28 protein-coding genes are annotated in these 23,767 nt (G+C 70.4%); 13 read left to right on the top strand and 15 right to left on the bottom strand.

The window, feature by feature from the left end; genetic code table 11:
* The first annotated feature begins 231 nt into the window (after positions 1 to 231).
* Complete coding sequence (locus ABZS61_RS06705) at positions 232 to 1,302, top strand: helix-turn-helix domain-containing protein (protein ID WP_356417006.1); 1,071 nt, start codon at positions 232 to 234, stop codon at positions 1,300 to 1,302.
* Positions 1,303 to 1,396: 94 nt separating this feature from the next.
* Here the strand turns inward: ABZS61_RS06705 and ABZS61_RS06700 are convergent, their stop codons facing one another.
* Both ABZS61_RS06700 and ABZS61_RS06695 read right to left on the bottom strand, forming a co-directional pair.
* Complete coding sequence (locus tag ABZS61_RS06700) at positions 1,397 to 2,650, bottom strand: cation:proton antiporter (protein ID WP_356417004.1); 1,254 nt, start codon at positions 2,648 to 2,650, stop codon at positions 1,397 to 1,399.
* Positions 2,651 to 2,652: 2 nt separating this feature from the next.
* On the bottom strand, positions 2,653 to 3,123 hold the full coding sequence (locus ABZS61_RS06695) for a TrkA C-terminal domain-containing protein (protein ID WP_329209299.1): 471 nt from the start codon (positions 3,121 to 3,123) through the stop codon (positions 2,653 to 2,655).
* A gap of 140 nt (positions 3,124 to 3,263) precedes the next feature.
* Here ABZS61_RS06695 and ABZS61_RS06690 point away from each other — a divergent pair, with 140 nt between their 5' ends.
* Positions 3,264 to 3,692 carry a hypothetical protein gene (locus tag ABZS61_RS06690; RefSeq protein WP_356417002.1) on the top strand — a complete coding sequence of 143 codons (429 nt, stop codon included), beginning with the start codon at positions 3,264 to 3,266 and terminating at the stop codon, positions 3,690 to 3,692.
* Between the two features lie 72 nt (positions 3,693 to 3,764).
* On the opposite strand, the gene ABZS61_RS06685 is transcribed toward ABZS61_RS06690, so the two are convergent.
* The 3 genes from ABZS61_RS06685 to ABZS61_RS06675 all read right to left on the bottom strand — a co-directional run bounded on the left by ABZS61_RS06685 (position 3,765) and on the right by ABZS61_RS06675 (position 6,388).
* Positions 3,765 to 5,201, bottom strand: coding sequence for an SPFH domain-containing protein (locus ABZS61_RS06685; protein WP_356417000.1), 1,437 nt, complete (start codon positions 5,199 to 5,201; stop codon positions 3,765 to 3,767).
* Positions 5,202 to 5,275: 74 nt separating this feature from the next.
* A complete protein-coding gene (locus tag ABZS61_RS06680; RefSeq protein WP_356416998.1) occupies positions 5,276 to 5,797 on the bottom strand; it encodes a hypothetical protein in 522 nt (173 codons plus the stop codon).
* 105 nt (positions 5,798 to 5,902) lie between these two features.
* Positions 5,903 to 6,388: a peroxiredoxin gene (locus ABZS61_RS06675; RefSeq protein WP_356416996.1), complete on the bottom strand. Its 486-nt coding sequence runs from the start codon at positions 6,386 to 6,388 to the stop codon at positions 5,903 to 5,905.
* Between the two features lie 161 nt (positions 6,389 to 6,549).
* Between ABZS61_RS06675 and ABZS61_RS06670 the strand changes: the two genes are divergently transcribed.
* Together ABZS61_RS06670 and ABZS61_RS06665 are read left to right on the top strand one after the other, a co-directional pair.
* The gene (locus ABZS61_RS06670; RefSeq protein ID WP_356416993.1) at positions 6,550 to 7,284 is read left to right on the top strand and encodes an alpha/beta hydrolase; all 735 of its coding nucleotides are present in this window, start codon (positions 6,550 to 6,552) and stop codon (positions 7,282 to 7,284) included.
* A 107-nt stretch (positions 7,285 to 7,391) separates the two neighbouring features.
* Positions 7,392 to 7,802, top strand: a complete 411-nt coding sequence (locus ABZS61_RS06665; protein WP_356416991.1) for a hypothetical protein — start codon at positions 7,392 to 7,394, stop codon at positions 7,800 to 7,802.
* A 4-nt stretch (positions 7,803 to 7,806) separates the two neighbouring features.
* On the opposite strand, the gene ABZS61_RS06660 is transcribed toward ABZS61_RS06665, so the two are convergent.
* Entirely contained in the window at positions 7,807 to 8,655 is an 849-nt protein-coding gene (locus tag ABZS61_RS06660; protein WP_356416989.1) for a GNAT family N-acetyltransferase, read from the bottom strand.
* Positions 8,656 to 8,688: 33 nt separating this feature from the next.
* The gene (locus tag ABZS61_RS06655; protein ID WP_356416987.1) at positions 8,689 to 9,273 is read right to left on the bottom strand and encodes a hypothetical protein; all 585 of its coding nucleotides are present in this window, start codon (positions 9,271 to 9,273) and stop codon (positions 8,689 to 8,691) included.
* A gap of 340 nt (positions 9,274 to 9,613) precedes the next feature.
* Here ABZS61_RS06655 and ABZS61_RS06650 point away from each other — a divergent pair, with 340 nt between their 5' ends.
* From ABZS61_RS06650 to ABZS61_RS06635, 4 genes are all read left to right on the top strand, one after another.
* A complete protein-coding gene (locus ABZS61_RS06650) occupies positions 9,614 to 9,958 on the top strand; it encodes a MerR family transcriptional regulator (RefSeq protein WP_356416985.1) in 345 nt (114 codons plus the stop codon).
* Between the two features lie 301 nt (positions 9,959 to 10,259).
* On the top strand, positions 10,260 to 10,463 hold the full coding sequence (locus ABZS61_RS06645; RefSeq protein ID WP_031090619.1) for a cold-shock protein: 204 nt from the start codon (positions 10,260 to 10,262) through the stop codon (positions 10,461 to 10,463).
* A 318-nt stretch (positions 10,464 to 10,781) separates the two neighbouring features.
* Complete coding sequence (locus ABZS61_RS06640) at positions 10,782 to 12,344, top strand: DEAD/DEAH box helicase (protein WP_356416983.1); 1,563 nt, start codon at positions 10,782 to 10,784, stop codon at positions 12,342 to 12,344.
* A gap of 51 nt (positions 12,345 to 12,395) precedes the next feature.
* Positions 12,396 to 12,704, top strand: coding sequence for an SCO5918 family protein (locus tag ABZS61_RS06635; RefSeq protein WP_356416981.1), 309 nt, complete (start codon positions 12,396 to 12,398; stop codon positions 12,702 to 12,704).
* A 59-nt stretch (positions 12,705 to 12,763) separates the two neighbouring features.
* On the opposite strand, the gene ABZS61_RS06630 is transcribed toward ABZS61_RS06635, so the two are convergent.
* On the bottom strand, positions 12,764 to 13,843 hold the full coding sequence (locus ABZS61_RS06630) for an acyltransferase family protein (RefSeq protein WP_356416979.1): 1,080 nt from the start codon (positions 13,841 to 13,843) through the stop codon (positions 12,764 to 12,766).
* Positions 13,844 to 13,895: 52 nt separating this feature from the next.
* Positions 13,896 to 14,804: a zinc-binding dehydrogenase gene (locus tag ABZS61_RS06625; RefSeq protein ID WP_356416977.1), complete on the bottom strand. Its 909-nt coding sequence runs from the start codon at positions 14,802 to 14,804 to the stop codon at positions 13,896 to 13,898.
* A gap of 191 nt (positions 14,805 to 14,995) precedes the next feature.
* On the opposite strand from ABZS61_RS06625, the gene ABZS61_RS06620 reads away from it, so the two are divergent.
* Together ABZS61_RS06620 and ABZS61_RS06615 are read left to right on the top strand one after the other, a co-directional pair.
* Positions 14,996 to 15,586, top strand: a complete 591-nt coding sequence (locus ABZS61_RS06620; protein ID WP_356416975.1) for a ScbR family autoregulator-binding transcription factor — start codon at positions 14,996 to 14,998, stop codon at positions 15,584 to 15,586.
* Between the two features lie 21 nt (positions 15,587 to 15,607).
* Entirely contained in the window at positions 15,608 to 16,372 is a 765-nt protein-coding gene (locus ABZS61_RS06615; protein WP_356416973.1) for a glucose 1-dehydrogenase, read from the top strand.
* 21 nt (positions 16,373 to 16,393) lie between these two features.
* On the opposite strand, the gene ABZS61_RS06610 is transcribed toward ABZS61_RS06615, so the two are convergent.
* Positions 16,394 to 17,299 carry a ScbA/BarX family gamma-butyrolactone biosynthesis protein gene (locus tag ABZS61_RS06610; protein WP_356416971.1) on the bottom strand — a complete coding sequence of 302 codons (906 nt, stop codon included), beginning with the start codon at positions 17,297 to 17,299 and terminating at the stop codon, positions 16,394 to 16,396.
* Between the two features lie 103 nt (positions 17,300 to 17,402).
* Here ABZS61_RS06610 and ABZS61_RS06605 point away from each other — a divergent pair, with 103 nt between their 5' ends.
* Positions 17,403 to 18,047: a ScbR family autoregulator-binding transcription factor gene (locus tag ABZS61_RS06605; protein WP_356416968.1), complete on the top strand. Its 645-nt coding sequence runs from the start codon at positions 17,403 to 17,405 to the stop codon at positions 18,045 to 18,047.
* Positions 18,048 to 18,120: 73 nt separating this feature from the next.
* Positions 18,121 to 18,858 carry an N-acetylmuramoyl-L-alanine amidase gene (locus ABZS61_RS06600; RefSeq protein WP_356416966.1) on the top strand — a complete coding sequence of 246 codons (738 nt, stop codon included), beginning with the start codon at positions 18,121 to 18,123 and terminating at the stop codon, positions 18,856 to 18,858.
* 46 nt (positions 18,859 to 18,904) lie between these two features.
* Here ABZS61_RS06600 and ABZS61_RS06595 read toward each other — a convergent pair whose 3' ends face one another.
* Positions 18,905 to 19,270, bottom strand: a complete 366-nt coding sequence (locus ABZS61_RS06595; protein WP_356416964.1) for a PH domain-containing protein — start codon at positions 19,268 to 19,270, stop codon at positions 18,905 to 18,907.
* A 124-nt stretch (positions 19,271 to 19,394) separates the two neighbouring features.
* On the opposite strand from ABZS61_RS06595, the gene ABZS61_RS06590 reads away from it, so the two are divergent.
* Positions 19,395 to 20,195, top strand: a complete 801-nt coding sequence (locus ABZS61_RS06590) for a transglycosylase family protein (protein WP_356416962.1) — start codon at positions 19,395 to 19,397, stop codon at positions 20,193 to 20,195.
* A 28-nt stretch (positions 20,196 to 20,223) separates the two neighbouring features.
* Here the strand turns inward: ABZS61_RS06590 and ABZS61_RS06585 are convergent, their stop codons facing one another.
* The 4 genes from ABZS61_RS06585 to ABZS61_RS06570 all read right to left on the bottom strand — a co-directional run bounded on the left by ABZS61_RS06585 (position 20,224) and on the right by ABZS61_RS06570 (position 23,501).
* A complete protein-coding gene (locus ABZS61_RS06585; protein WP_356416960.1) occupies positions 20,224 to 20,466 on the bottom strand; it encodes a hypothetical protein in 243 nt (80 codons plus the stop codon).
* Positions 20,467 to 20,520: 54 nt separating this feature from the next.
* A complete protein-coding gene (locus ABZS61_RS06580; RefSeq protein ID WP_356416958.1) occupies positions 20,521 to 20,988 on the bottom strand; it encodes a cyclic nucleotide-binding domain-containing protein in 468 nt (155 codons plus the stop codon).
* 23 nt (positions 20,989 to 21,011) lie between these two features.
* A complete protein-coding gene (locus ABZS61_RS06575; protein WP_356416956.1) occupies positions 21,012 to 21,728 on the bottom strand; it encodes a class E sortase in 717 nt (238 codons plus the stop codon).
* Between the two features lie 111 nt (positions 21,729 to 21,839).
* Positions 21,840 to 23,501 carry an ATP-binding cassette domain-containing protein gene (locus ABZS61_RS06570; protein ID WP_356416954.1) on the bottom strand — a complete coding sequence of 554 codons (1,662 nt, stop codon included), beginning with the start codon at positions 23,499 to 23,501 and terminating at the stop codon, positions 21,840 to 21,842.
* Positions 23,502 to 23,767: the final 266 nt, after the last annotated feature.

The raw sequence follows: 23,767 nt of genomic DNA, 5'->3' as shown, positions 1-23,767 counted from the left end.
CGCAGCAGCCGGGCCTTCTCCCCGTGTCCCCCGTGATTTCCCCGTAACCCCCGTGCTTCCCCCGTGTGTTGCTGAGGAGATGGTGCCACTCAGGGCTCTTCCCCCGCATTGCCGGAATCCGGCAATCTTTGCGGGATCCCGATGCCGGGCACCGGCACCCGGCCTGGTGCGTTGGAGAGGTGTCGGCGCCGGTCGGCGCCATCACGCAGGGAAACGCAGGAGGAGTGAGCCGTGGCAGAGCCGGAGATCCCCGAGGAGTTCCTGGGGGACCACGCCCGCGTGCTGGGTGAGGTCGCGGACACCGGCCGCCGGCTCACCCGTGACGAGCTGGAGGCCCGTCGCGCGATGGGCCGTGAGGCCGCGGAGGCCGGGCATCAGCTGCGCGCCCTGGTCAATCTGCATCTGGCTGCCACCCGCACCGCATGGCCGCGCACGGCGACCGGGTCCGCTGCGGCCACCGATGCCGTGCTGGCCGCGGTGGAACAGGCGGTCGACGCCTTCGCCGAGGGCTTCGAACGGGCGCAGCGGCTCACCGTACGGCGCGAGGAAGCGGCGCGGCGGGAGTTCATCGACGACCTGCTGTACGGGCGCAGCGACCTGGGCAGACTCGCGGAGCGCGCCACACGCTTCGGGCTGCGGCTCTCGCGGGCGCACGCCGTCGCCGTGGCGGCGGGCCCGGAGGCGTACACCGAGACCGACGCCGTGCCCCGCAGTGTGGAGACGGCGCTGCTCGCCCGCTTCAGCGGCCGGAAGATCCTGCTCACGACGAAGGACGGGCGCCTCGTCTGCATCGCCCCCGGCAGTCAGCCGGACGTCCTGAGGTACTTCGCCAAGCAGGCGCACGCCGCGACGGACGGCGGCCAGGTCGCGGTCGGCCGCCCGCACCGGGGTCCAGGCGGCGTCGTCCACTCGTACGACGAAGCGCTCGAGGCCCTCGACCTGGCGCAGCGGATGGGGCTCGACGAGCCGGTGCTGTACGCCACGGACCTGCTGGTCTACCCGGTGCTGACCAGGGACCGGCAGGCGATGGCCGACCTGGTGCGCAGCGAACTCGGCCCGCTCCAGGAGGCACGGGGCGGCGCGGAACCGCTGCTGCGGACGCTGTCCGTGTACTTCGACGCGGGGTGTGTCGCCGCAGAGACGGCCCGTCGGCTCGCGCTGAGCGTGCGCGCCCTGACGTACCGGCTGGAGCGCATACACCAGCTGACGGGTTCCGACCCGTCCGATCCGATGCACCGCTACACGCTCCAGACCGCGGTGATCGGGGCCCGGCTGCTGGACTGGCCGGCGAAGGAGCTCTGATCCGGCGAAGGACTCCGACCACCCGGCCGGGGGCCGGCGCCCCGCGCCCGGAGGCCCGCGGAACCGGGACCCCGGGCACCCCCGGGGTCCCGCCTCAATCGGCGTCGCGCCCCGCGTGCTCCGGCGTGAGGTCGTCGTGCGAGGGCATGGGCCCGCCGCTCGCCACGGCCGGTACCGGCTTCCTCCCCCTGCCGGCCAGCTTCCCCTGGAGCATGGAGGCGACCGGTTCGGTCCAGCGGGCGGTGAGCGGTCCGACGATCACCAGGATCAGCACGTACGCGGTGGCGATGGGCCCGATCCGCGGTTCCGTCGCCACGGCCAGACCGGCGATGACGATCGAGAACTCGCCGCGCGCGACCAGCGTGCCCCCCGCGCGCCAACGCCCTCGCGGACCGATGCCGGCCCGCCGCGACGCGTACCAGCCGGTGCCGATCTTGGTGAAGACGGTGACGATCGCCAGCAGGGCCGCCGGAAGCAGCACGGGAGGGATCTCCGCCGGATCGGTGGACAGACCGAAGAACACGAAGAAGACGGCGGCGAACAGGTCGCGCAGCGGCGTCAGCAGCTTGCGCGCACCCTCGGCGACCTCGCCCGACAGGGCGATACCCACGAGGAACGCGCCGACGGCCGCGGACACCTGCAACTGCTGTGCCACACCGGCCACCAGGACCGTGAGCCCGAGGACGACGAGCAGCAGCATCTCCGGGTTGTCGGAGGACACCGCACGGCTGATGAGCCGCCCGTGCCGCAGCGCCAGGTACAGCACGAACCCGACGGTCCCGAGTGCGATCAGCAGGGCGATGCTGCCACCGGCCAGTCCGACCCCGGCCAGCATCGCCGTGAGCAACGGCAGATAGACGGCCATGGCGAGGTCCTCGATGACGAGGACACCGAGGATGACGGGCGTCTCGCGGTTACCCAGGCGCCCCATGTCGGTCATCACCTTGGCGATCACGCCGGACGAGGAGATCCAGGTGACCCCGGCCAGCGCGACGGCCCCCACGGGCCCCCACCCGAGCATCAGACCGGCGATCGCCCCGGGCGTCGCGTTGAGCACGAAGTCGACGGCCCCGGACGGGTACTGCGTCTTGAGGCTGGTGACGAGTTCGGACGCGCTGTACTCGAGCCCGAGCAGGAGCAGCAGCAGGATGACGCCTATCTCCGCCCCGATGGCGGTGAACTCCTCACTGGCGCCGAGCGGCAGCAGTCCGCCTTCCCCGAAAGCCAGCCCGGCCAGCAGATAGAGCGGGATCGGCGAGAGGCCTATCCGTCCGGCGAAGCGGCCGATGATGCCGAGCCCGAGAATGACGGAGCCGAGCTCTATCAGCAGTGCGGTCGTGTCGTGCACGGTCAGCCCTCCGCAATGATCTCGGAGAGCGTGTCGACGCCCTCACGGGTGCCTACGACGACGAGCGTGTCCCCGATGGCCAGCCGGAAGTCCGGACCGGGCGACGGATGCGCACTGTGGGTGCGCAGGACGGCCACGATCGACGCGCCCGTCCGGGTCCGCGCCCTGGTCTCGCCGAGCACCCGCCCGCCGTACGGGGAGCGCGTCCCGAGCGGAATGTGCTCGGTGACGAGATCTATGCCCTCGGTCCGCACCGCGTCGATCGGCGCGGCGTCGATCAGATGCGCGAGCCCGGTGGCCTCGGCGGTGGTCAGGGGCACGGAGAGCAGGCACGAATCCGGGTCGTCCTTGTCGTAGAACCCGAGGAAGCGCCGCCCGTCGTGGTGCACGACCACGGAGATGTGCTGTCCCGACTCGGTGGTGTAGTCGTACTGGACGCCGACTCCTGGCAGCGATGTTCGGTGGGTTCCCATGGCTTCCTCCCGAGGAGCGCGGCGCTACGACGGCGCGTCTTGGTGATTCCTTTAGCGTTCCATTACCTTATCCGGCGACGAAATCCGGCCATGTGTCGGCAGCTGGAGCGCTGTCGGATCGGCGTGATAGTTCTCCGGACATGGCTCACTTCAAGGACTTCAACTTCAAGCTGCTGGTCATCGAGAAGCTCATGTACGGGGACAGAACACTCGTACCGGCGTACAGCATCGGCGAGCGGATGCGCGCCAGAGGCGTCGAGGACGTGCAGACCCATGTGTTCGACAACGACCTGGCGTTCACGGTGCTCGACGAGTCCCGCGCCTTCTTCGAGGAACTGGAGATCAGCGAGGAGCTGCTGGCGAGCGTGGACACGCTGCTCGTCGACGGCGGTCACGAGGTGTACTACCAGTGCTCCCCGGTCTGGGACGGCGAGGACGACCTGTTCGACGTCCAGTCGCTCGACGACCTGGCCCTGCTGCCGAATCTCGAGCGCATCACCTGCATAGCCGACCTGCGGGTCCCCGGCGCACCGGAGATCCTCGCGGCACGCGGGATCGCCGTGGACTGAGCCGCGCTCCCCGCCGACCGACGGGGCCCGGCGGTGAAGGGTCGCCGCCGGGCCCGGTGGAGTGCACCTGCGTCAGTCCGTGACCTCGATCTTGTTGTTCGCGTGCTGGGGGGCGGCCGGCGGTACGGACTCCGCACCGCCCACCTTGCCCTTCAGGTTCTGCAACAGCGCGGCCAGGTCGACGCCCGTGGTCGAACTCAGCAGTTCCATGCCCTGGGCCACGTTGTCCGTGACGGTGCGGGACAGCTGGCTCGCACCGTCCGTCGAGATGACCGTCAGCTTGTCGATGGCGCTGAGAGGCTCGGCCGCCTTGGCGACGACCTGCGGGAGCACCTCGACCAGCATCTGGAGCACCGCCGCGTCGCCGTACAGGGCGAAGGCGTCGGCCTTCTTCTGCATGGCCTCGGCCTCGGCGGAGCCCTTGGCGGCGATGGCGGCGGCCTCGGCCTCGCCCTCGATGCGTACGGCGTCGGCGAGGGCCGAGCGGTGGAGCTTCTCGCCCTGACCGGTCAGGCGGGAGCGCTCCGCGTCGGCTTCGGCCTCCTTGACCTGGGCGATGCGGCGGGCCTCGGCCTCCTGCTCCGCCTGGTAGCGGGCGGCGTCGGCGGGCTTGCGGACCTTGGTGTCGAGCTCGCGGTCGGTCAGGGCAGCCTGGCGCTGGGCGACCTTCTCCTGCTCGGCGAGGACCTCCTGCTGGCGGGCGGCCTCGGCGAGCGGGCCCGCGGCGTCGGCCTTGGCGGTGGCGGCTGCCGTCTCGGCCTTGATCTCGGCCTGCTTGAGGTAGAACGTCCGCTCGGCGATGGCGATCTCCTCGGCCGCCTTCAGCCGGGCCTGCTCCGAGGCGCGCCGGGCGATGGCCTCGGCGATGTCGGCCTCCTGCTTGGCGCGGGCGGCTTCGGGGCGTCCGAGGTCCTCCAGGTAGGAGCCCTCGGTGGTGATGTCCTGGATCTGGAAGGCGTCCAGGATCAGGCCCTGGCCGGAGAGGCTGGCTTCGGCCTCCTCGGCGACCTGGCCGGCGAACGCGGCCCGGTCGCGGATGATGTCCTCGACCGACATCCGGCCGACGATCGCGCGGAGGGCGCCGGAGAGCACTTCCTGGGTGAAGCCGACGATGCCGTTCTGCTGCTGGAGGAAGCGCTGGGCGGCGGCGCGGATCGCGTCCTCGCTGCCGCCGACCTTGACGATCGCGACGCCTTCGAGGTTGGACTTCACGCCGCGCAGGGTGACCGCTCCGCGTACGGCGACGGGGATGTGCCGGCTGGAGAGGTCCAGGGTGAACTTCTGCTGGACGAAGGGCACGACGAAGACGCCGCCGCCGACGACGACCTTCTGGCCGCTGTTGTCGATGCTGGTACGGCCGGTCACCGGGTCGGTCGACTTCTTGCCGCGTCGGCCCGTGATGATGAAGGCCTGGCTGGGTCCTGCGACCTTGTAGCGGGTGATGACCGCGAGGCCGAGGAGTACGACGAGAACGACTATGCCGATGACGGCGATCACTACTGGACTCATGACAAGGATCCCCCCTGCCCCCCACGGGGTGGCAGCTCGTTCAGGTGGTGGACGGACGTGTGGCCCGGCGCTGGTCAGCGCTCGACGGGGCGGACCGTGACCGAGGTGGTCGAGAGGGTGGCCTCCACCCAGATCTCGGCGCCTCGTTCGACCGGTACCTCGCTCTTCGCGGAGAACTTCACGGTCTGGCCCGCGAGTCGCAGCAGGACCTCGCCGTAGCCGTCGGCCGGGATGGGGGTGACGACGGATCCGGAGGTGCCCACGAGGTCCTCGCCGCGGGGCGTGGCCGTGGTCTGGTCCCGCATCAGGGCCTTGCTCAGGCTCCAGGTCAGCCAGGCTGCCACGAGCCCCGCCGCGGCTCCGGCGGCGAGGGCCACCGGGGTGCCCGCTCCGGTGGTGCCGAGGACGATCGCGCCGCCGAAGCCGAGCATGGAGATGAATCCGGCGATGACGGGCAGGGAGAGCAGGCCGTCGAAGAAGCCGTTCAGCAGCCCGCCCAGCGCGTCGCCGAGCAGCCCTTCGAGGATTCCGTCGAAGATCAGGGAGAGCGTGAGAAGAGCGATCCCCGCAATGCCGAGACCGAGAAATATGGTCACGTGATCACTCCCCCGGCCTTCGATTTCCCCCGAAATGTTTCCGTCGAACTGGCTGAATGATCCCATACACCACCGGCCAGGGATACTGCCGGAGTCCGGCAGTCTTTACGCGGTTCCGATGCCGGAAAGGTGCCCCGCGAGCGTGTCCAGCGACTGGAACGTGGCGCCGAGCAGGGCGACGTGCTTCCAGCGCAGCACACCGTCGGGCCCGATCAGGAAGACGGAACGCCGCACTCCGATGCCGGGCGCCGCGACCCCGTACGCCCGGGCGATGTCCCGTCCCGTGTCGGCCAGGAGCGGCATGCGCAACTGGTGGGTGCGGGCGAAGGACTCATGGCTGTCCACACCCTGGGGACTGATTCCCCAGACCTCGGCGTCGAGGCCCTCGAAGGTCTCCAGGCCGGAGGAGTAGGAGCAGAGCTGCTTGGTGCAGACGGCCGTGTTGTCACCGGGGTAGAAGGCGAGGACGACGGCTCGGCCGCGTGCGGCGGAGAGCGTGTAGTCGTGCCGTTCGAAGGTGTCCTCGGCCAGTATTCCGCCGGGAAGCGTGAAGTCCTGGACGGTCTCGCCGATGTGGGGTCCTGATGCCATGACGGCAGCTCCTCTGTTCCGGTACGCGCGTGGGTCCGTGCCTCGTACAGTGAACGGCACTTCTTACGTATCGACACGTTCGACCCATCCTTGCGCCGCCCGGCACCGAATATGGGAGGAGAGGGCGGGCACGGGATCCGCACCCCGACCCGGAGGTACGCGTGGCCGAACGACCGCCGTCCGCAGCCGTACTCGTCCTGCACGGCGGGTACGAGACGGGACTGGCGCCGCCCCCGCCCGGCGTCATGAACCTGCCCGGCCTGCGGATGCTCCCGATCGCCCGCGCCGTCGCCCGGGCCGTCCGCCCCGCCGCCGGTGTACGCGTCCGCCGGGTGCGCTACACCCACCGCGGCTGGAACGGCGCCCGCCAGGACCCGATGCGCGACGTCGTACGGGAGCTGGACGCCCTGCGGCACGAGGCGGGCGACATCCCCGTGGTCCTCCTGGGCCACTCCATGGGTGCGCGTGCGGCACTGCACGCCGCCGGCCATCCGCTGGTCCGCTCCGTGGTGGGCCTCGCCCCGTGGTGCCCGCCGGGGGATCCGGTCACCCAGCTCGCGGGGCGTGACGTCGTCCTGCTCCACAGCACCCGCGACCGCGTGACGAGCCCTCAGGCCACCCAGTCCCTCACGGCCAGGGCCCGCCGTGCGGGTGCCCGCAGCTGCCTGGTCACCATCCGGGACAGCGACCACGCGATGCTCCGGCGCGCACCGTCCTGGCACCGTCTGACGGCCGACCTGGTCAGGGGCGTACTGGGACTCGGGCCGCTTCCCGACGCGGTCAACGCCGCGCTGGAACTGCCGGTGGACGCATCGGCGGCCGACGGCACCATGGCGCTGGACAGCCTGCCCGCCGGACCCGGCAGGCGGCCGGTACGGGGAGTGCCGCGCGCCTGAGACCGGGAGCGGTCCGGGCCGGAACGGCCCTCGGGCCACGCCTGTCGGACGACGGCAGCCCTGGTGCAGGCGCCCGCTTGTCAGCGGCGGGTGCCAGGATCGGCGGCATGGAACCTCTGCTCCTCGCCGACATCGAAGCCGCCATCCGCAGCAGTTGGGACGCGGACACGACCACGCCCGGGCACCGGCCCCGGTGGGACCCGGACAACCCGGCGCGGGACCAGTGCGGAGTCACCGCCCTCGTGGTCAACGACCTGCTCGGCGGCGAGCTGATCCGGGGCGAGGTGCGGGTCGGCGGAGAGCGGGTCGACCACCACTGGTGGAACAGGCTGGGCCTGGGCGTCGAGATCGACCTGACCCGGGAGCAGTTCGGACCGCACGAGGTCGTCACCGGGGGCACGGTGATCGACCGGCCGGCGGAGATCGTACGGCTCCGCGAGGAGTACGAGACGCTGCGCGGCCGGGTGCTGGAGCGGTTGCGCGGGCGGATACGGGTGGGTTCCGGCCGGTCGGTGTGACCGGTCAGCCGAGCTCGAGGCTGGTGATGCCGTACAGACCCACCCGGTCTGTTTCCGGTACCGGCCCGGCGTACATGCGGGCCGTGCCGAACGACGGGGTCAGGCCGAGCTGTTCCGCCAGGCGTACGGCCGCCGGATTGATGTCGGGGACGTCGATCGCGACAGCGGTGTCCCGGGCGGTTGCCGCCAGCGCGCTCACGAGGGCGCCGGCCACCTCGGGGGAGTCGGCGTGGAGCGGCCCGATGCGCGAGGCGGCCCGGCAGGCGCGCAGCACGGCGAAGCCCACGAGCGAACCGTCGCGGATCGCGGCGAGCGCGGTGCGCCGGGGTGCCGTGATCCAGGGGGCCAGGAAACTGTCGCGCTCCTCGGGGAAGAAGCGCCGGTCGTACGCGCAGAGCAGGCCGAAGGGGAGCGTCCGGGCGTCGACGAGCGTGACACCGGCCGGCGGTGCGACGTCCGGGGGCACCACCCCTTCGTAACGCGCGTTGCTCCAGGCGGTGCGGAATCCGGACCTGCGGTAGTTGTCCTGCTGAGCGGGTACGCCGTCGAGCCCGACGCTGCGCCCGGAGAGCCGGGCCAGTCCCGCGCGCCATACCTGGGTCCCGTACCCCCGGCCACGCAGCGACGGCCGGGTCAGGTAGAAGCCGAGAAAGCCGAAGCACGCGCCGTAGCGCACGACGGAGACGGACGTGACGGGCTCGCCGTCGAGCCGGCCGATCAGGAAGCCGCACGGGTCGGCGGCGAAGAAGGCCCGGTCGTCGGTGAGGCCGGGGTTCCAGCCCTCGTCATGGGCCCAGTCCCCCAGCATGGCGACGTCGTCGGCGCTCGCGGTGGTGATCTCGAATGTCGGCACGGATCAGTCGTACCCGGTACGGGACCCGTTGGCTCAGGCGAGGAGGAAGAACGCCGCGGTCGCCGCACCCAGGAACGCCCCCGCAACCGTCTGTGCCACCGAGTGGTAGCGCAGTGCCACCCGCGACCAGCACACGGCGGCCGCCGGTACACAGGCGGTCAGCCACCACAGCGAGTGCACCACGCAGAGCAGGGCCACCACGGACGAGGCGACCGCCGAGTCCACCGAGATCTTCCAGACCGTGTTGACGGCCAGCAGCACGATCGTCATCACCCACAGGGAGACCATCGCGATCAGGATGCCTGCCGGGGCACCGCCGAGGACCATGATCAGCGAACCGGCGCCGAGGGATCCGAGGATCACGAGGAAGATGGGCGCACGCTGCGTCCGGTCCACGACATGGCGGTCGCCCCAGGTGCCGCGGCTGCGCTCCCACTCCACGTACCCGGCGGGGACGAGCCCGGCACAGGACGCGCCGAGGAGGCCCCAGGGCAGCCCGGTCCAGTCGCCGGCGGACGCGAGTCCGATGGCGAGCATGCCGGCGAGCAGGACATTGCGGGGCTGGAGGACGTCCGTGACCGTGCGGGCCGCCGCCGTGGTCCTGCTGATGGTGCTCATACCGTGCTCTCCGGGGCTCCGCGGGATCCGCCGGCCCCGTGATGCCGGTGGCAGGGCGTGACTGTAGCCCTTCACGACGGGGGATGCGTGAAGGGCTACTCCTGCAGTATGACCGCTCGTAGGTCGCCGGACAACTGACCGGCCGGTCAGCCGCGTTGGGGCATTCGGGGGAATCCTCGCAGCGCCCTGAGAGCGGTCCGGGCGGTGCCACGGTGCGCGTGGGGCGCCACGATGCGGGGAAATCTGTTCCGGTGGCGATAGACATGACCTACCCGTACGCCTAGGGTTTCTTGTGCAGTCGGGCCATATCAGTGGGTCGGCGCGCAGTAGAAGAGGTCAGATGCCCCCGGAAACCGCCTCGCACGGCACCGATCGACTCGACGACGACGACTACCCCGCGTACACGATGGGGCGGGCCGCGGAGATGATCGGTGCGACACCGGGTTTTCTCAGGGCCATCGGCGAGGCCCGCCTGATCACGCCCCTGCGCTCGGAGGGCGGTCATCGCCGCTACTCCCGCTACCAGCTGCGTATCGCCGCCCGCGCCCGCGATCTGGTGGACGCAGGCACCCCGATCGACGCCGCCTGCCGCATCGTCATCCTGGAGGACCAGCTCGAGGAGGCCCTGCGCCTCAACGAGGAACTGCGGAGGCCCGCGGTGGGCCGGAGCGCTGCCGATTCCTGACCGGCGGGCGGGTGCATATCTGTTTTCGCCAGCACAGAAATACGCGCAATGAGCCGTGAAGGTTTATGCCGTGCACGGTGGAGTGGTGCCTGAGTGATATGGCGTACAGCCCGCACCTGCCCAAATCGTGCTACTGTTGTGATCAGTTGCAGTTGTGGTTCCCAAAACTTCAAGTGCTCTCGCCGGTTCACTCGGGTGGGTGCACTTTTGTATTTCCGGTTTCTTCCGGACGGGGCAATCATTTGCGGCGACGTGGCTCGCACAGTGCGGGACACGGGCAACGCCCCGAAGGAGATATGACATGGCTACTGGCACCGTGAAGTGGTTCAACGCGGAAAAGGGTTTCGGCTTCATCGAGCAGGAGGGTGGCGGCGCTGACGTCTTCGCCCACTACTCGAACATCGCCGCCCAGGGCTTCCGCGAGCTGCAGGAAGGCCAGAAGGTGAACTTCGACGTCACGCAGGGCCAGAAGGGCCCGCAGGCGGAGAACATCACCCCCGCCTGATCACCTCAGGCGTATGGCGCAGCTGGGGCCCGCACCTTGGGGTGCGGGCCCCAGCTCGTTGTTGTTTCCCGGCACTGTGACCCCGGCGTGTCGTCGCCGCGGTAGGCCCAGTACGTGAATTTCTGGTGCACACGGGTCGTGCCGGAGCAGTCCCTTTGCAGTCATTCCGAAGCGCCGCATACAGCTGATTACCGGCGGACGGGCTTCGTTCTTCATTATTTCATCGGCTCGTTCTTGCGATTCTTGGCGCCGTACTTGGCTGCAGCCGCCCGGAAAAAGAATCCCTCGACACGTGCCATTCGAGGGAAGGGTTCTCCATTGAACCGCGATCGCACAGCTCGCACGAACGACCGATTTTCTCGCACCCGCTCCGGCGGATCCCAGAGCGGCCGCACGGCCAACGGATTCCGCTCGGCGGCGTCCAACCGGCAGGGCGGCTCCGGCTCCCAGGGCCGCTCCGGCGGCGGACGCTCCGGAGGCTACGGCCGCCGGTCCTCCTCCGTCTCGGGTGAATTCGCCCTTCCGGTGACCATCACCCCGGCACTCCCGGCCGCCGAGACGTTCGGCGACCTGGACATGCCCGCGCCCCTGCTGGCGGCGCTCGGCTCCGAGGGCATGACGGTGCCGTTCCCCATCCAGGCGGCGACTCTGCCGAACTCACTCGCAGGGCGTGACGTCCTCGGCCGCGGCCGCACCGGTTCGGGCAAGACGCTCGCCTTCGGCCTCGCCCTGCTGGCCCGTACCGCCGGCAACCGCGCCGACGCGCGGCGCCCGCTGGCCCTGGTCCTCGTTCCCACCCGGGAGCTCGCCCAGCAGGTCACCGACGCGCTGACCCCGTACGCACGCTCCCTCAAGCTCCGGCTGGCCACGGTCGTCGGCGGTATGTCGATCGGCCGCCAGGCCAGCGCCCTGCGTGGCGGTGCCGAAGTCGTCGTGGCCACCCCGGGCCGGCTGAAGGACCTCATCGAGCGCGGCGACTGCAAGCTCGACCGCGTCGCCATCACCGTCCTCGACGAGGCCGACCAGATGGCCGACATGGGCTTCATGCCCCAGGTCACGGAGCTGCTCGACCAGGTGAACCCCGAGGGCCAGCGGATGCTGTTCTCGGCCACCCTCGACCGCAACGTCGACCTCCTGGTCCGCCGCTACCTGCACGACCCGGTCGTCCACTCGGTCGACCCCGCGGCCGGTGCGGTGACGACGATGGAGCACCACGTGCTCTACGTCCAGGGCTCCGACAAGTACGCCACGACCACCGAGATCGCCGCCCGCGAGGGCCGGGTGATCATGTTCCTCGACACGAAGCACGCGGTGGACAAGCTCACCGACCACCTGCTGAACAGCGGTGTACGGGCTGCCGCACTGCACGGCGGCAAGTCGCAGCCGCAGCGCACCCGCACGCTGGACCGGTTCAAGACCGGCCACGTCACGGTGCTGGTCGCCACGAACGTCGCGGCCCGCGGCATCCACGTCGACAACCTCGACCTCGTCGTCAACGTCGACCCGCCGAGCGACCACAAGGACTACCTGCACCGCGGCGGCCGTACCGCCCGTGCCGGGGAGTCCGGCAGCGTCGTCACGCTGGTGCTGCCCAACCAGCGCCGCGAGATGACCCGTCTGATGGCCGATGCGGGCATCGTCCCGCAGGTCGCCCAGGTCCGCTCCGGCGAGGCCGAGCTCAGCCGGATCACCGGGGCGCAGGCGCCCTCGGGTGTCCCAGTTACCATCTCCGCTCCGCTGACGGAGCGGGGCAAGGGCAACGGCTCGCCTTCGCGTCGGCGCGGCAGCAGGCCCCCGCAGGGCCGCCGCTCCAACGGCAACACCGCGACCCCCGAGGCGCGTGCGGCTGCCGCGCTGCGTCGGTCCGACCGGGCCGCCTAGACCGGACCGGCAGTCCCTTCCCGGCTTTCTCTTCGACCCTGTTGAGGCACTATGCGCTGTGTCATCGCCCGCTTCCCCTTCGATCTGTTCAAGAACGAAGTGGAGGCTTCGATGAAGGGCATCAAGCCCGAACCCGTCACCGGTGACGCGGTGGTCATCAGCCGCCGCGTCTACCCCGTCAAGCAGGTCGGGGAAGTGATCACCCGGCAGGACCGCCGCGACTTCACCGCCGCCGAGGTGACCAGGGCGCTGTCGCGCCTGGGCTTCACCTGCCGACCGGCCGAGGTGCCCGCCCCCGCGGTGCCCCTCACTCCGCTGGAGAACGCGTCCGCGATGCTCGGAACACCCGGCAACGTCTGAACCGCCGTCCGGTGAAACCGCACCCCCTGTGCCCGTCCGGGCCCAGGGGGTGCGGTGCGTCAGGAGGCCGCCGGATCCGGGCCCCGCTTCTTCGCCCAGTCGAGTCGGGGCTCCACCACGTACCGGAAGACCCGCCGCACGGGCGGACTGCACAGCAGCGTGACGACGGCCGCCGCGGCGAGTGACACCGCGATCCGGCCCGGCGGGGTGGAGACGAGGTCGGCTTCGAAGAGGTCGAGGTGGATCGCGCCCTTGATGACGAAGCCGTGCAGCAGGTAGCCGTACAGCGTGCCCGCGCCGAGCGCCGTCATCCACAGCCGGCGGCTCGGCACCCAGGCCAGGAAGCAGGCGCTGAGCACCACGGCGCAGCCGAACAGGAGCAGGGTCACCGGCACACCCGTCCAGGCGGGCGAGCCGAGCTGCTCGGCGCCGTAACGCCGGAAGAACCAGGAGGTCGTCGTGCGCGGGACCGCCCAGTACGCCGCCGCCAGGGCGACCAGACAGACCGGCACGGAGGCGATCCGTACGGCACGGCTGCGCACCAGGTCGAAGTGCGCGGGCCGGAGCTGCAGGCCGAGTACGTAGAACGGCAGGAACTGCAGGACGCGCTGCAGTTGCAGATCACCGCCGATGTTGCTGGTCACCGCCCCCATGGCCGCGACGACCAGGGACAACGCCAGGGGCCACCGGACCGTCTGCCAGATCGGCGTGGTGAGACGCCACAGGAACAGCGCGGGCAGGAACCACAGCAGCCAGTACGGCGTGAGAGGGCTCAGCGGGAAGTCCGGGGTGCCCGTGAGGCGCTCGAACAGTGTGTAGGCGATCTCGAAGACCGCGTAGGGCACGACCAGGCTGGTGACGAGCTTCCACACCCGCTCGGGACGCAGGTCGAAGCTGCGGGAGAAGTAGCCGGCGATCATGATGAAGACCGGCATGTGGAAGGTGTAGACGAAGGTGTAGAGCGTCTCGACCAGGCGGCCGCTCCCGGGCATCGGCTCCCAGGCGTGCCCCATCGCCACGAGGACGATCGCCAGGTACTTCGCGTTGTCGAAGTACGGATCGCGGCCGGCCCGGGGCGCGGCCGGGGACGAGGCCCCCGGGGAGGCCGGGCCCGGGGTCAGTGAGGTCAAGGACGGCATCCGGCCACCCTAATCACCCGCGCAAGTGCCCCGGGCCACGTGCCGGGGCCCGTCAGGGGACCAGGATCACCTTGCCGGTCGTCCGGCGTGCCAGCAGGTCCTCGTGGGCGCGGCCGGCCTCGGCGAGCGGGTAGCTGCCGCCGGCCACGGGCCTGAGCCGTCCCGCGGCAGCCAGGGCGAAGAGTTCCTTGACCGGCCCGGAGACGGCGCCGGGCACCGCCAGGGTGGGGCGCAGCCAGAAGCCGACCACGGAGGCGTTGAGCCGGCCGAGCTCGGCGGGGTCCACCGGGGTGAAGCCGGTGCGGGACGCGTTGCCGTAGGTCACCAGACGGCCGAAGGACGCCAGCGAGGCCAGTGCCTGGTCGAAGAGTTCGCCACCGGCGGCGTCCAGGACGACGTCCGCCTTCTCCTGGAGGGGGTAACTGATCACCGCGTCCGCGCCGAGGTCCAGCACGAGCCGCTCCTTGGCCGGGGAGGAGACCTGGGCGAGCACCCGCCCCGCGCCGAACTCCTTGGCCAGCTGCACGGCGAGGCTGCCCACCCCGCCCGCGGCGGAGTGGACGACGACGGTCTCGCCGGTACGCAGCCGGGCCGAGGTGCGCAGCAGATGCCAGGCCGTGAGTCCCTGCACGAGCAGGGCCAGTGCCTCGGCGGCGCCCAGCTCCTCGGGCATGTCCAGCACGGCGGACTCCTTGGCGACCACCTGCTCCGCGTACCCGTGCGAAACCCGGGCCAGGACCCGCCTGCCGTCCGGAGTGCGGCCGACGACCTCGCTGCCGGGTACGTACGGAAGGGCGTCGGCCGTCAGGTAGGAGCCGTCGACCTGGTGGGTGTCCGCGAAGTTCACCCCGGCGGCCTCGACGGTGATCAGCACCTCGCCGGGGCCCGGTACGGGGGTGGCCAGTCGGGTGGGCCGGAGGACTTCGGGACCGCCGAAGCGGTCGAACTGGATAGCGAGCATGCCGCACGGTATCGCGGTGGACCGGCGGGGACGGGGCGGCCGGGAAGCGGCTTTCGGCCACCTCCGGAAAAGGGCATAGAAAACAGAACATCCGGTTTGTTAGAGTGCTCACTCTGAGTGGCTTTCTGAGTGCACCGTATCGGCGGCCGCTTCCGCAACCATCGGAACCCCGTACTCACCGGAGCGTCAGGATGGCCAAGCAGGACCGCGCGGTACGCACGCGGCAGGAGCTGATCCGGTCGGCCGCCGAGGCCTTCGACCGGAGTGGGTTCGCTCCGTCGTCCCTCATGGAGATCAGTGTCGGAGCAGGAGTCAGCAGCGGTGCGCTGCATTTCCACTTCGGCAGCAAGCGCGCGCTGGGCGCTGCCGTCGAGTCCGAGGCGGCCAGGATCCTCCAGGACATCATCGCTCCGCGCCCCTGCGAACGGCCCGCGTCCTTGCGGAATCTGGTCGACACCTCGCACGTCCTGGCCCGGCGGCTCGCCGAGGACGTCGTGCTCCGCGCCGGCTTCGGCCTCGCCGGGGACGCCGCCTGGCAGGAGGACGTCGCGCTGTGGCGGGTGTGGCACGACTGGGTCGGCTCCATGCTCACCCAGGCCCGCGCCGAAGGCGTCCTGGCGGCGGATGTCCTCATCGAGGACCTGGCGTCCGCTGTGACCGCGGTGGTGGTGGGAGCGCAGGCCCTGGGCAGCACGGACGCGGACTGGTCACCCCGGCAGGCCGTCGACCAGTTCTGGAATCTGCTGCTGCCGCGGATCGCCACGGCCATGGTCCGGCCCTGACAGGCCTGCGAGACTGCGGCCATGAGCGATCTTCTGAACGGCAAAGTCGTCCTCATCACCGGGGCGAGCAGTGGTATCGGCGCAGCCGCGGCACGGGTCTTCTCCCAGGAAGGTGCGACCGTGGTGCTGGCCGCGCGCAGAGAGGACCGGTTGGCCGCGTTGGCCGCCGAATTGCGGGACAAAGGCGGTCAGGCGGCCCATGTCGTCTGTGATGTCACGGTGGCCGAGGACGCTGCCAGAGCAGTCGACTTCACGGTGAACACCTTTGGGCGCCTCGATTCGGCATTCAACAATGCGGGGCTCGGTGGTGACCGGACTCCGTTGCATCTGATGAGCGATGACGTCTACGACGCGGTCATGGACACGAATGTGCGGGGCGTCTGGAACTGCCTGCGCTACGAAATTGCGGCCATGCTGCCGAACGGCGGGGGCTGCTCCATCGTGAACAACAGCAGTGTGGGCGGTCTGGTGGCCATTCCCGCCGCCGCACCGTACATAGCGGCCAAGCATGCGGTCGTCGGGCTCACCCGGGCAGCGGCCGACGAATACGCCCAGCAGGGAATCCGGGTCAACGCCGTGGCTCCCGGTACGACGCGCAGCGAGATCACCGCCGACTGGTTCGGGCGTAACCCGGGACTGGAGGAGATGGTCAACAGCCGTACTCCACAGGGTCGTACGGCCGAGCCCGAGGAGATCGCGAACGCGGCCGCCTGGCTGCTGAGCGACCGCTGCCCGTTCCTCACGGGCACGGTCCTGCCGGTGGACGGCGGCTTCATCAACCAGTGAGCCGACGGCCTCCGGGGGCTGTCAGCCGCACGGCCCGCTCAGCCGGCCCCGGAACGCGGTCTGCCCGTCCTGCGTCCCCGTGACCAGAACGGTGGACCGCCCGGGGCCGGGGGCGGGTACGACCTCCGCCCCGATCCAGCAGGGCCGGTCGAACTCGACGTACCGCTCGAAAGCGCTGGTGACGGCGGTGGGTTCGAAGGGGAGCGGGTGCAGCACGGCCTGCGCGGCCTGGTGCGCGGCTTCCATGAGGACGAGCCCCGGCACATGGTCGACCGGGTGGTCGTACAGGAGGACGTTCGCGGTGTCGTTGCGCAGTTGCCACTGGTTCGGCCGCTCGCCGGGTGCCAGGACCACATCCGTGCCGCTCGCCCGGCCTACGGTCCGGGGTTCGACCGGCGCGGGCAGGAGCCATTCGTTCCATCCGGCCGTGAGGTTCTCGCCGCGAAGTCGGCGATAGGCGGCAGGGGATATCCAGCCGAACTCCGATTCGGCCCGCGCCACCATGGTGGTGTCCTGGAAGAGTTGTACCTCCATACACAGGGAACTGACGGAGCGTCTGTTCTTTCTCGGTTCCGAGACGGAGATCCCGATACCGAGGACGGCAGGCCGGCCGGCGGGAACCCGGAATCCCGGAGCGACCGTGAAGTCGAAGTAGTGCAGCAGGGTTTGATGCGACAGCGGAACGCCGTACGCTGCATGCGCTATGGCCAGGCCGCTCTGCCGGATGGTCTGTGTGAGTACCCGGGGGTCATAGCGCAGTCCGTCATCGGGAGTGGGCCATTGGGCGGTGAGCGAGAACTCGCCATCTTCGAGGCGTCGCCATCCGGTGACGAAGACCGTTGCATCGCGTCCGAGGTGGACGTTTTCCTTCGGTACCCCCCGTACGTCGGCGTGTGGCGGATGCGGGAAAGCAGGTACGTCTGGCACGGTCCCCCCGGACTCTGGCGCAAAGCGGGCCCCTGGCACTGATATGATACCGGTTCACCGGTATTTTTTGACGAGCGCAACGTCAAGTCAAGGGGAGCGCGAGTTGGCAAGACAGCAACGGGCGATCCGGACGCGCAGAGTCTTCCTCGAGGCCGCTGCCGAGGTCTTCGACGAGCACGGTTACGACGCCGCGACGATCGCCGCGATCCTCGAACGGGCAGGGCTCACGAGGGGTGCGCTGTACTTCCACTTCACCTCGAAGGAAGAGCTGGCCCGCGGCGTTCTCCAGGAGGCGGTGACCGCGGAGGGTGTCACCCCCCAGACGTTCAAGCTTCAGGAATGGGTGGACACAGCCCTTCTGCTCGCCTATCGGCTGCCCAGAGAACCCCTGCTCAGTGCTTCGATCCGGCTGTCCGTGGACCCTCGGGCGCGCGGGCTGTTCGGCACCCGCTGGCCGGACTGGATCGCCCTGGGCAGCGAGATGCTCGCCGAGGCCAAGGAGCGGGGCGAGCTGCTCCCGCACGTCGATCCGGTCATGACGTCGCGGCTGTTCGTCGGTGCCTGGACCGGGGTCCAGCTGGTGACCGAGTCGATGGCGGAGCCGCCCGACCTGGTCGCCGAGATCTCCGCCCTCTTCGAGCTCATCCTCCCCAACAACGCCGTTCCCGGTGTGCTGGCCCGGCTGGACATCTCCCCGCACCGGGCGCAGCGCCTCCTCGAGGAGAGCAGGACGGCCGCCGCGTCCTGACCAGGCGTTCCGGCTTCACCCGACTGGATGCCGCACGACTGCGAAGTGGCTGGTCAGGGGGCAGGGTGGCCCTATGTGGCTTCGTCGAACAGCCCTGGGCGCCATGGTGGTGCCGCTGACCGTCCTGGTGTTCCGGGATGCGCCCGTGCGGCTTGTCGCGCCCGAGCCGGCCACTGCCGAGCCCGCGGCGCCGCCGGCCGCCGCCCCGCGGCCGACGATCGTCAGCCGGGCGGCCTGGCACGCGGACGAGAGCCTGGTCAAGGAGCACGCGACGTACACGGGCGCGGTCAACGCGGTCTTCGTCCACCACACGAACCACACCAACCACTACGACTGCGCCGATGCCCCCAGGATGCTCCGGGCGATGGAGGAGGACCACGTCTCCGGCGAGGGCTGGGACGACATCGGCTACAACTTCGTCGTCGACCGCTGCGGGACCATATACGAGGGCAGGGCCGGCGGCGTCGGACGGTCCGTGCGCGGCGCACACGCCACGGGGTTCAACGCCCACAGCGTGGGGGTCGCGGCCCTGGGGAACTTCGGGCCCGGCGTGCCGGTACCGCTGGCGCTCATCGAGGGGATCGCGAAGGTGGGCGCGTGGAAGCTGCGCCGGGGCATCGACCCCACGGGTACCGTACGGATGGTCTCGACGAACGACGAGAGCCTGTACGAGCGGGGTGAGGTGGTCCGGCTCCACGCCGTGTCCGGCCACCGGGACACCTACCAGACCAGCTGCCCCGGCGAGGAGCTGTACGCGCAACTGCCCGCGATCCGCGAGGAGATGGCCAGGCTGCGGGCGCCGTACGCATAACGCCCGGCCCCCGCACCCCGTTCCGGCCCGATCCGAACGAAAGACCCTAGCGCGCCACGAACTGCGTCAGGATCGCCTGCACCTCGTAGATGTCGACGCCCTTGGTGAAGGTCTTCTGGATCGGCACGGAGGTGCCGGAGACCCAGATCTTGAGCTCGGCGTCGAGGTCGAACGTGCCGGCCGTCTCCACCGCGAAGTGCGTGATGCTGCGGTACGGGACGGAGTGGTACTCGACCTTCTTGCCCGTGATCCCCTGCTTGTCGACGAGGACCAGCCTGCGGTCGGTGAACAGGATCGTGTCGCGGATCAGCAGGTACGCGGCGTGTACCTGCTCGCCCTGGCCGAGCAGCCGTGCGTAGTCCCGCTGTGCTGCGGCCGGGTCGACCGTGTGAGCGTTGCCGAACAGTGCCATGCGAAAGCCTCCACCCGAGTGAATGTGCGGGCGTTGAACGCGTCAAAGCCCATCAAAAAGCATATCGGCGGCTTATCTGTACGTGCCCTTGAAAGCTTTCGGAGCACAGCGGAGGAATACCGTCATGCCGGCATCACCCCTCGCCAAGCGGCCCGTCGAATCGGCGCTCGCCCTTCTGCTGATCCTGCTGAGCGTGCTGGGTCTGGCAGGTCGCAGCGCCGCGGACACCCCGGCCCGGGTCGCCCCGGCCCAGGTGGCCCCGGCTCAGGCGGTCACCGCCCGGGCAGCCACCGTGCAGACTGCCGCCGCTCCGGCCTTCGTCACGGGCACCGACTGGGACCGCATCGCCGAGTGCGAGAGCAACGGCCGCTGGAACATCAACACCGGCAACGGCTACCACGGAGGCCTGCAGTTCGCCCCCTCGACCTGGCGGGCGCACGGCGGCGGGCAGTACGCACCGCGCGCCGACCTCGCCACCCGGTCCGAACAGATCGCCGTCGGTGAACGCGTCGCCCGTTCGCAGGGACTGTCCGCCTGGCCCACCTGCGGACGCCTCGGCGCCAACCGGACGTCGACTCCGCAGTCCGGCAGCACCGCCCAGCGGCACGAGGCGGCACCGGTCACCCCGAACCGCCGGCAGTCGAGCGGAAGTTCGAGCAACTCGCAGGGTCATTCCCCCAAGGCGTCCGAAGCCCGTGAAACCGGTGGAGCCGTCGAAGCCTCCGAGGCCGCGGAAGCCGTCGACTCCCACGAACTCGCCGGGAAGCGGACCTACGTCGTCCAGCCGGGAGACTGTCTGTCCGTGATCGCCGAGCGTGCGGACGTACCCGGTGGCACGGAAGCGCTGTACGTGATCAACAGCGACATGCTGGACGCGGGACCGGACCTCATCTACCCGGGTCAGCGTCTCCGGCTGACCATCTGAGCCAGGCAGGCCCGGCTTGTGGTGCCGGTCATCGGTCGGCGACGGCAGTGTCCCCGTGGTTGCGGGCGGCCCTACCGGACCTCGGTGCCCCGGTCTCCTCCGCCTCGGCCACGTACGCCGTGCACTCGGGATTCCGGCACGGACCCGGACCCCATACGGGGACGAAGATTCCGAGGGTCTTGTGCCGCTTCAGCTCGGTCTCGACGTGGTCCTTGCAGGCCGGACATGCGTGCTCCGCCTGTCGTTCGTGCTTACGCTCGATTCTGGCCATGCTTTTACGGTAGTCCTACACCGGACAAGTCGAAACTTTTCCATGGTTTTTACTTCAATCTTCCGAGGTTGCTGCCCCGTTCTGAGGCCCGTACAGCTGAATCAGTCGTGTGCGCGTTCCGTACAGCCGCTCAGCGACCGCCTCGGCGACGTACTTGTACACCGCACGGCCCAGCTCCGCATCGTCCTCGCACAGGGCACGGACGGCCGCCGCGTCGAACTCCACCGCCCGTCCCGCGTGCACGACATGCGCGCCCAGGTGCCACACATGGGGAGGAAAGAGCCACGACCAGCCGAGGAGCTCGTCCCTGCCCAGCGTCTCGACGACCGCCGCACGCCGCCCGGGTACCCGGAGGTCGACCTCGACCCGGCCGGACCGGATGATCCAGAAGCGGTCGGCACGCCGGCCCTCCTCGAAGACGCGCGCGTCCCGCACCAGCGGAACCTCGTGCGACGCCTCGGCGAGCAGGCGGGCCCGGCCCTCGGACGGGAGCGCGTCCAGCAGACTCCTGGTCTTCGGCATGAGGGCCTCGCTCCTGTGAGGCGTCACGACGGCCGCGAAGCCACCAGTACGCCGATCCTGTCGATGCGGTGTTCCGGATTGTCCCTGTCGTCCCGCCAGAAGTTGCCCGCCGCGTTGTCCTCGGGCGTGGCGCAGGTGGAGAGCGTGATCATCGCCTTGGTCGGGTTCTCCCCCGGAGAGCCGGGGACCTCGGCGCGCTGCTCGGCGAGGGAGCGCTCGGACCGGAAGGAGGTCGTCCTGGACTCGGTGATCCGGTACTCGTACACCGTGCCGTCCTCCGTGACGAAGACGGAGTCGCCCTCGCCCACGGACGGGAGCTCACGCAGCGGTCCGCCCGCGGAGAGCCGGTGGGCCGTCACGAGATAGTTGCCGACCTCACCCGGGCCCACGCCGCCGTCCTTGCCGTACGGGCTGGCCGCGACACCGCGGTTCTGGATGCGGGTCCCCGGCCAGTCGTCCGTCGTCCCCTCGTACGGAACCACGCGCAGGTCGGTGAGGCCGATCGACGGGATCGAGAGCGTCGCGGTCTCGGTCCGCGGATCGGTCCGGTCGGCCGGTGGCTGTGCCGGGGTCGCGGCCGGTGCCGGCGCGGCTGGTGCCTGTGCCGGTGCGGCCGGTGCTGCGGCCACGACGGGGGCCGGTGCCGTGGCCTGCCCGGCCGTCGCTGCCGAGCAGCCTGCGGCCAGCGCCACGATGATCGCGCCCGCGAGCGCCCGGGGGACTCTTCGGAGACTGTGCATGGGGAGATCCGGATCGGTTGTCGGCAGGTGCCGGAGCGGACCGCGGTCCACGGTCCGCTCCTCCCAGTACACCACCGCCACCCGGTCGGGCGCTCCCCTGCGGGGTCCCGCTCAGCCGGTCCCCGGAGCTGCGAGCAGGTCGCGCACCTCCTCCGCCGTCATCTCCTGGAGCTCTTCCCCGACGAGCAGCCAGCGGGTGATGCCGACCGATTCCAGGAAGGGCAGATCGTGGCCGGCGATCACGAGCGCTCCCTCGTACGCGTCGAGCGCGCCGGCCAGCTGCCGCACGCTCGCCATGTCCAGGTTGTTGGTCGGCTCGTCGAGCATCAGCAGCTGAGGGGCGGGCGAGGCGAGCATCGTCGCCGCGAGGGCGGCACGGAAGCGTTCGCCGCCCGAGAGGGTGCCCGCCGGCTGTTCGGCACGCGCCCCCTTGAAGAGGAACCGTGCGAGCTGGGCGCGGATGTGGTTGTCGGTGATCCCAGGAGCCAGCCGGGCCACGTTCGCCGCGACGCTCAGCTCCTCGTCCAGCACATCGAGGCGCTGGGGCAGGAAGCGCAGCGGTACGAAGGTCCTGGCCTCGCCCGACAGCGGCGCGAGCTCCCCGGTGAGGGTCCGCAGCAGCGTCGTCTTGCCCGCGCCGTTGCGTCCGACCAGGGCGATGCGTTCGGGACCCTTCACCTGGAGCTCGCCGTCGCGCAGCGTGCCGAACCGCGGATGCAGCCCGTGCACGCTCAGGACGGTGCGTCCCGCGGGGACGGCGGTGTGGGGAAGGCTCACCCGGATCTCGGCGTCGTCGCGGATCGCGTCCGCGGCGTCGTCGAGCCGTTCGCGCGCCTCCTGCAGGCGGTCCTCGTGGAGGCCGCGCAGCTTGCCCGCCGATTCCTGCGCGGACCGCTTGTGTGCCCCGGCGACGATGCGCGGGGCCCGCCGCTCGGCGTCCATCTTCTTGTTGTGGCGCTGTCGGCGGGCCACCTTGATCCGGGTCTCCTCCAGCTCGCGCTTCTGACGGCGCACGTCCGACTCGGCGGACCGCAGCATGCGTCCCGCCGCTTCCTGCTGGGTGGCCACCGCCTCCTCGTAGTCGGACCAGCCGCCTCCGTACCAGGTCACGGATCCGGACCGCAGCTCGGCGATGCGGTCGACGCGCTCCAGCAGGTCGCGGTCGTGGCTGACCACGACGAGCACGCCGGAGCGCCAGGACTCGACGGCTTCGTAGAGCCTGCGGCGCGCGAACAGGTCGAGGTTGTTGGTCGGTTCGTCGAGCAGCAGCACGTCGGGGCGCTCCAGCAGCAGGGCCGCCAGGCGCAGCAGTACGGTCTCGCCGCCGGACAGCTCCCCGACCGTGCGGTCGAGGTCGATGCCGCCGAGTCCGAGCGAGCCCAGGGTCGCCAGGGCCCTTTCCTCGACGTCCCAGTCGTCGCCGACCGCCTCGAAGTGCTCGTCGGCGACGTCGCCGGACTCGATGGCGCGCAGCGCCGTGCGCCGCTCGGCGATGCCGAGGGCCGCATCCACGCGCAGTCCGGTGTCGAGGGTGAGGTTCTGCGGAAGGTAGGCGAGGCTGCCCCCCACCGTCACCGAACCCTGGGCGGGGCGCAGCCGGCCGGCCAGCAGACGCAGCAGGGTGGACTTGCCGGAGCCGTTGCCGCCGACGAGGCCGGTGCGTCCCCGGCCGATGCCGAGGGAGAGCCCGTCGAAGACCTCCGTGCCGTCCGGCCAGCGGAAGGACAGGGCGGAGCAGGTCAGGGAAGCCGTGGTCGTGAGGGGGTGGGACATGGTGATCCTCGCAGTCGCAAGCACAGGAACAGGGGCTTCGTATGCGAGCACCACGCGGCGACCGGGCCATGGGAAAAGGGGTGCGGTCCTCCGGAGCGCGGGGGACGGCTCATGCACCGAGGTCGCATCCACGCGGGGTCACGGGGCGGCAGGAAAGCCGACGGCAGCGTGACAGGGCTACGGCAAGTGCCGTACCGCGCGATGATCGCGAACCTCAGATGCGCAACGTCCACCTCTATCGGAGACGACAGGACTCTTCGAGAGTA

Origin of the sequence: Streptomyces sp. NPDC005566, from assembly GCF_040605575.1 — a bacterium.
Lineage (GTDB): Bacteria > Actinomycetota > Actinomycetes > Streptomycetales > Streptomycetaceae > Streptomyces.
Note: the sequence above shows the minus strand (reverse complement) of the source record. Positions and strands in the feature narration are given on the sequence as shown.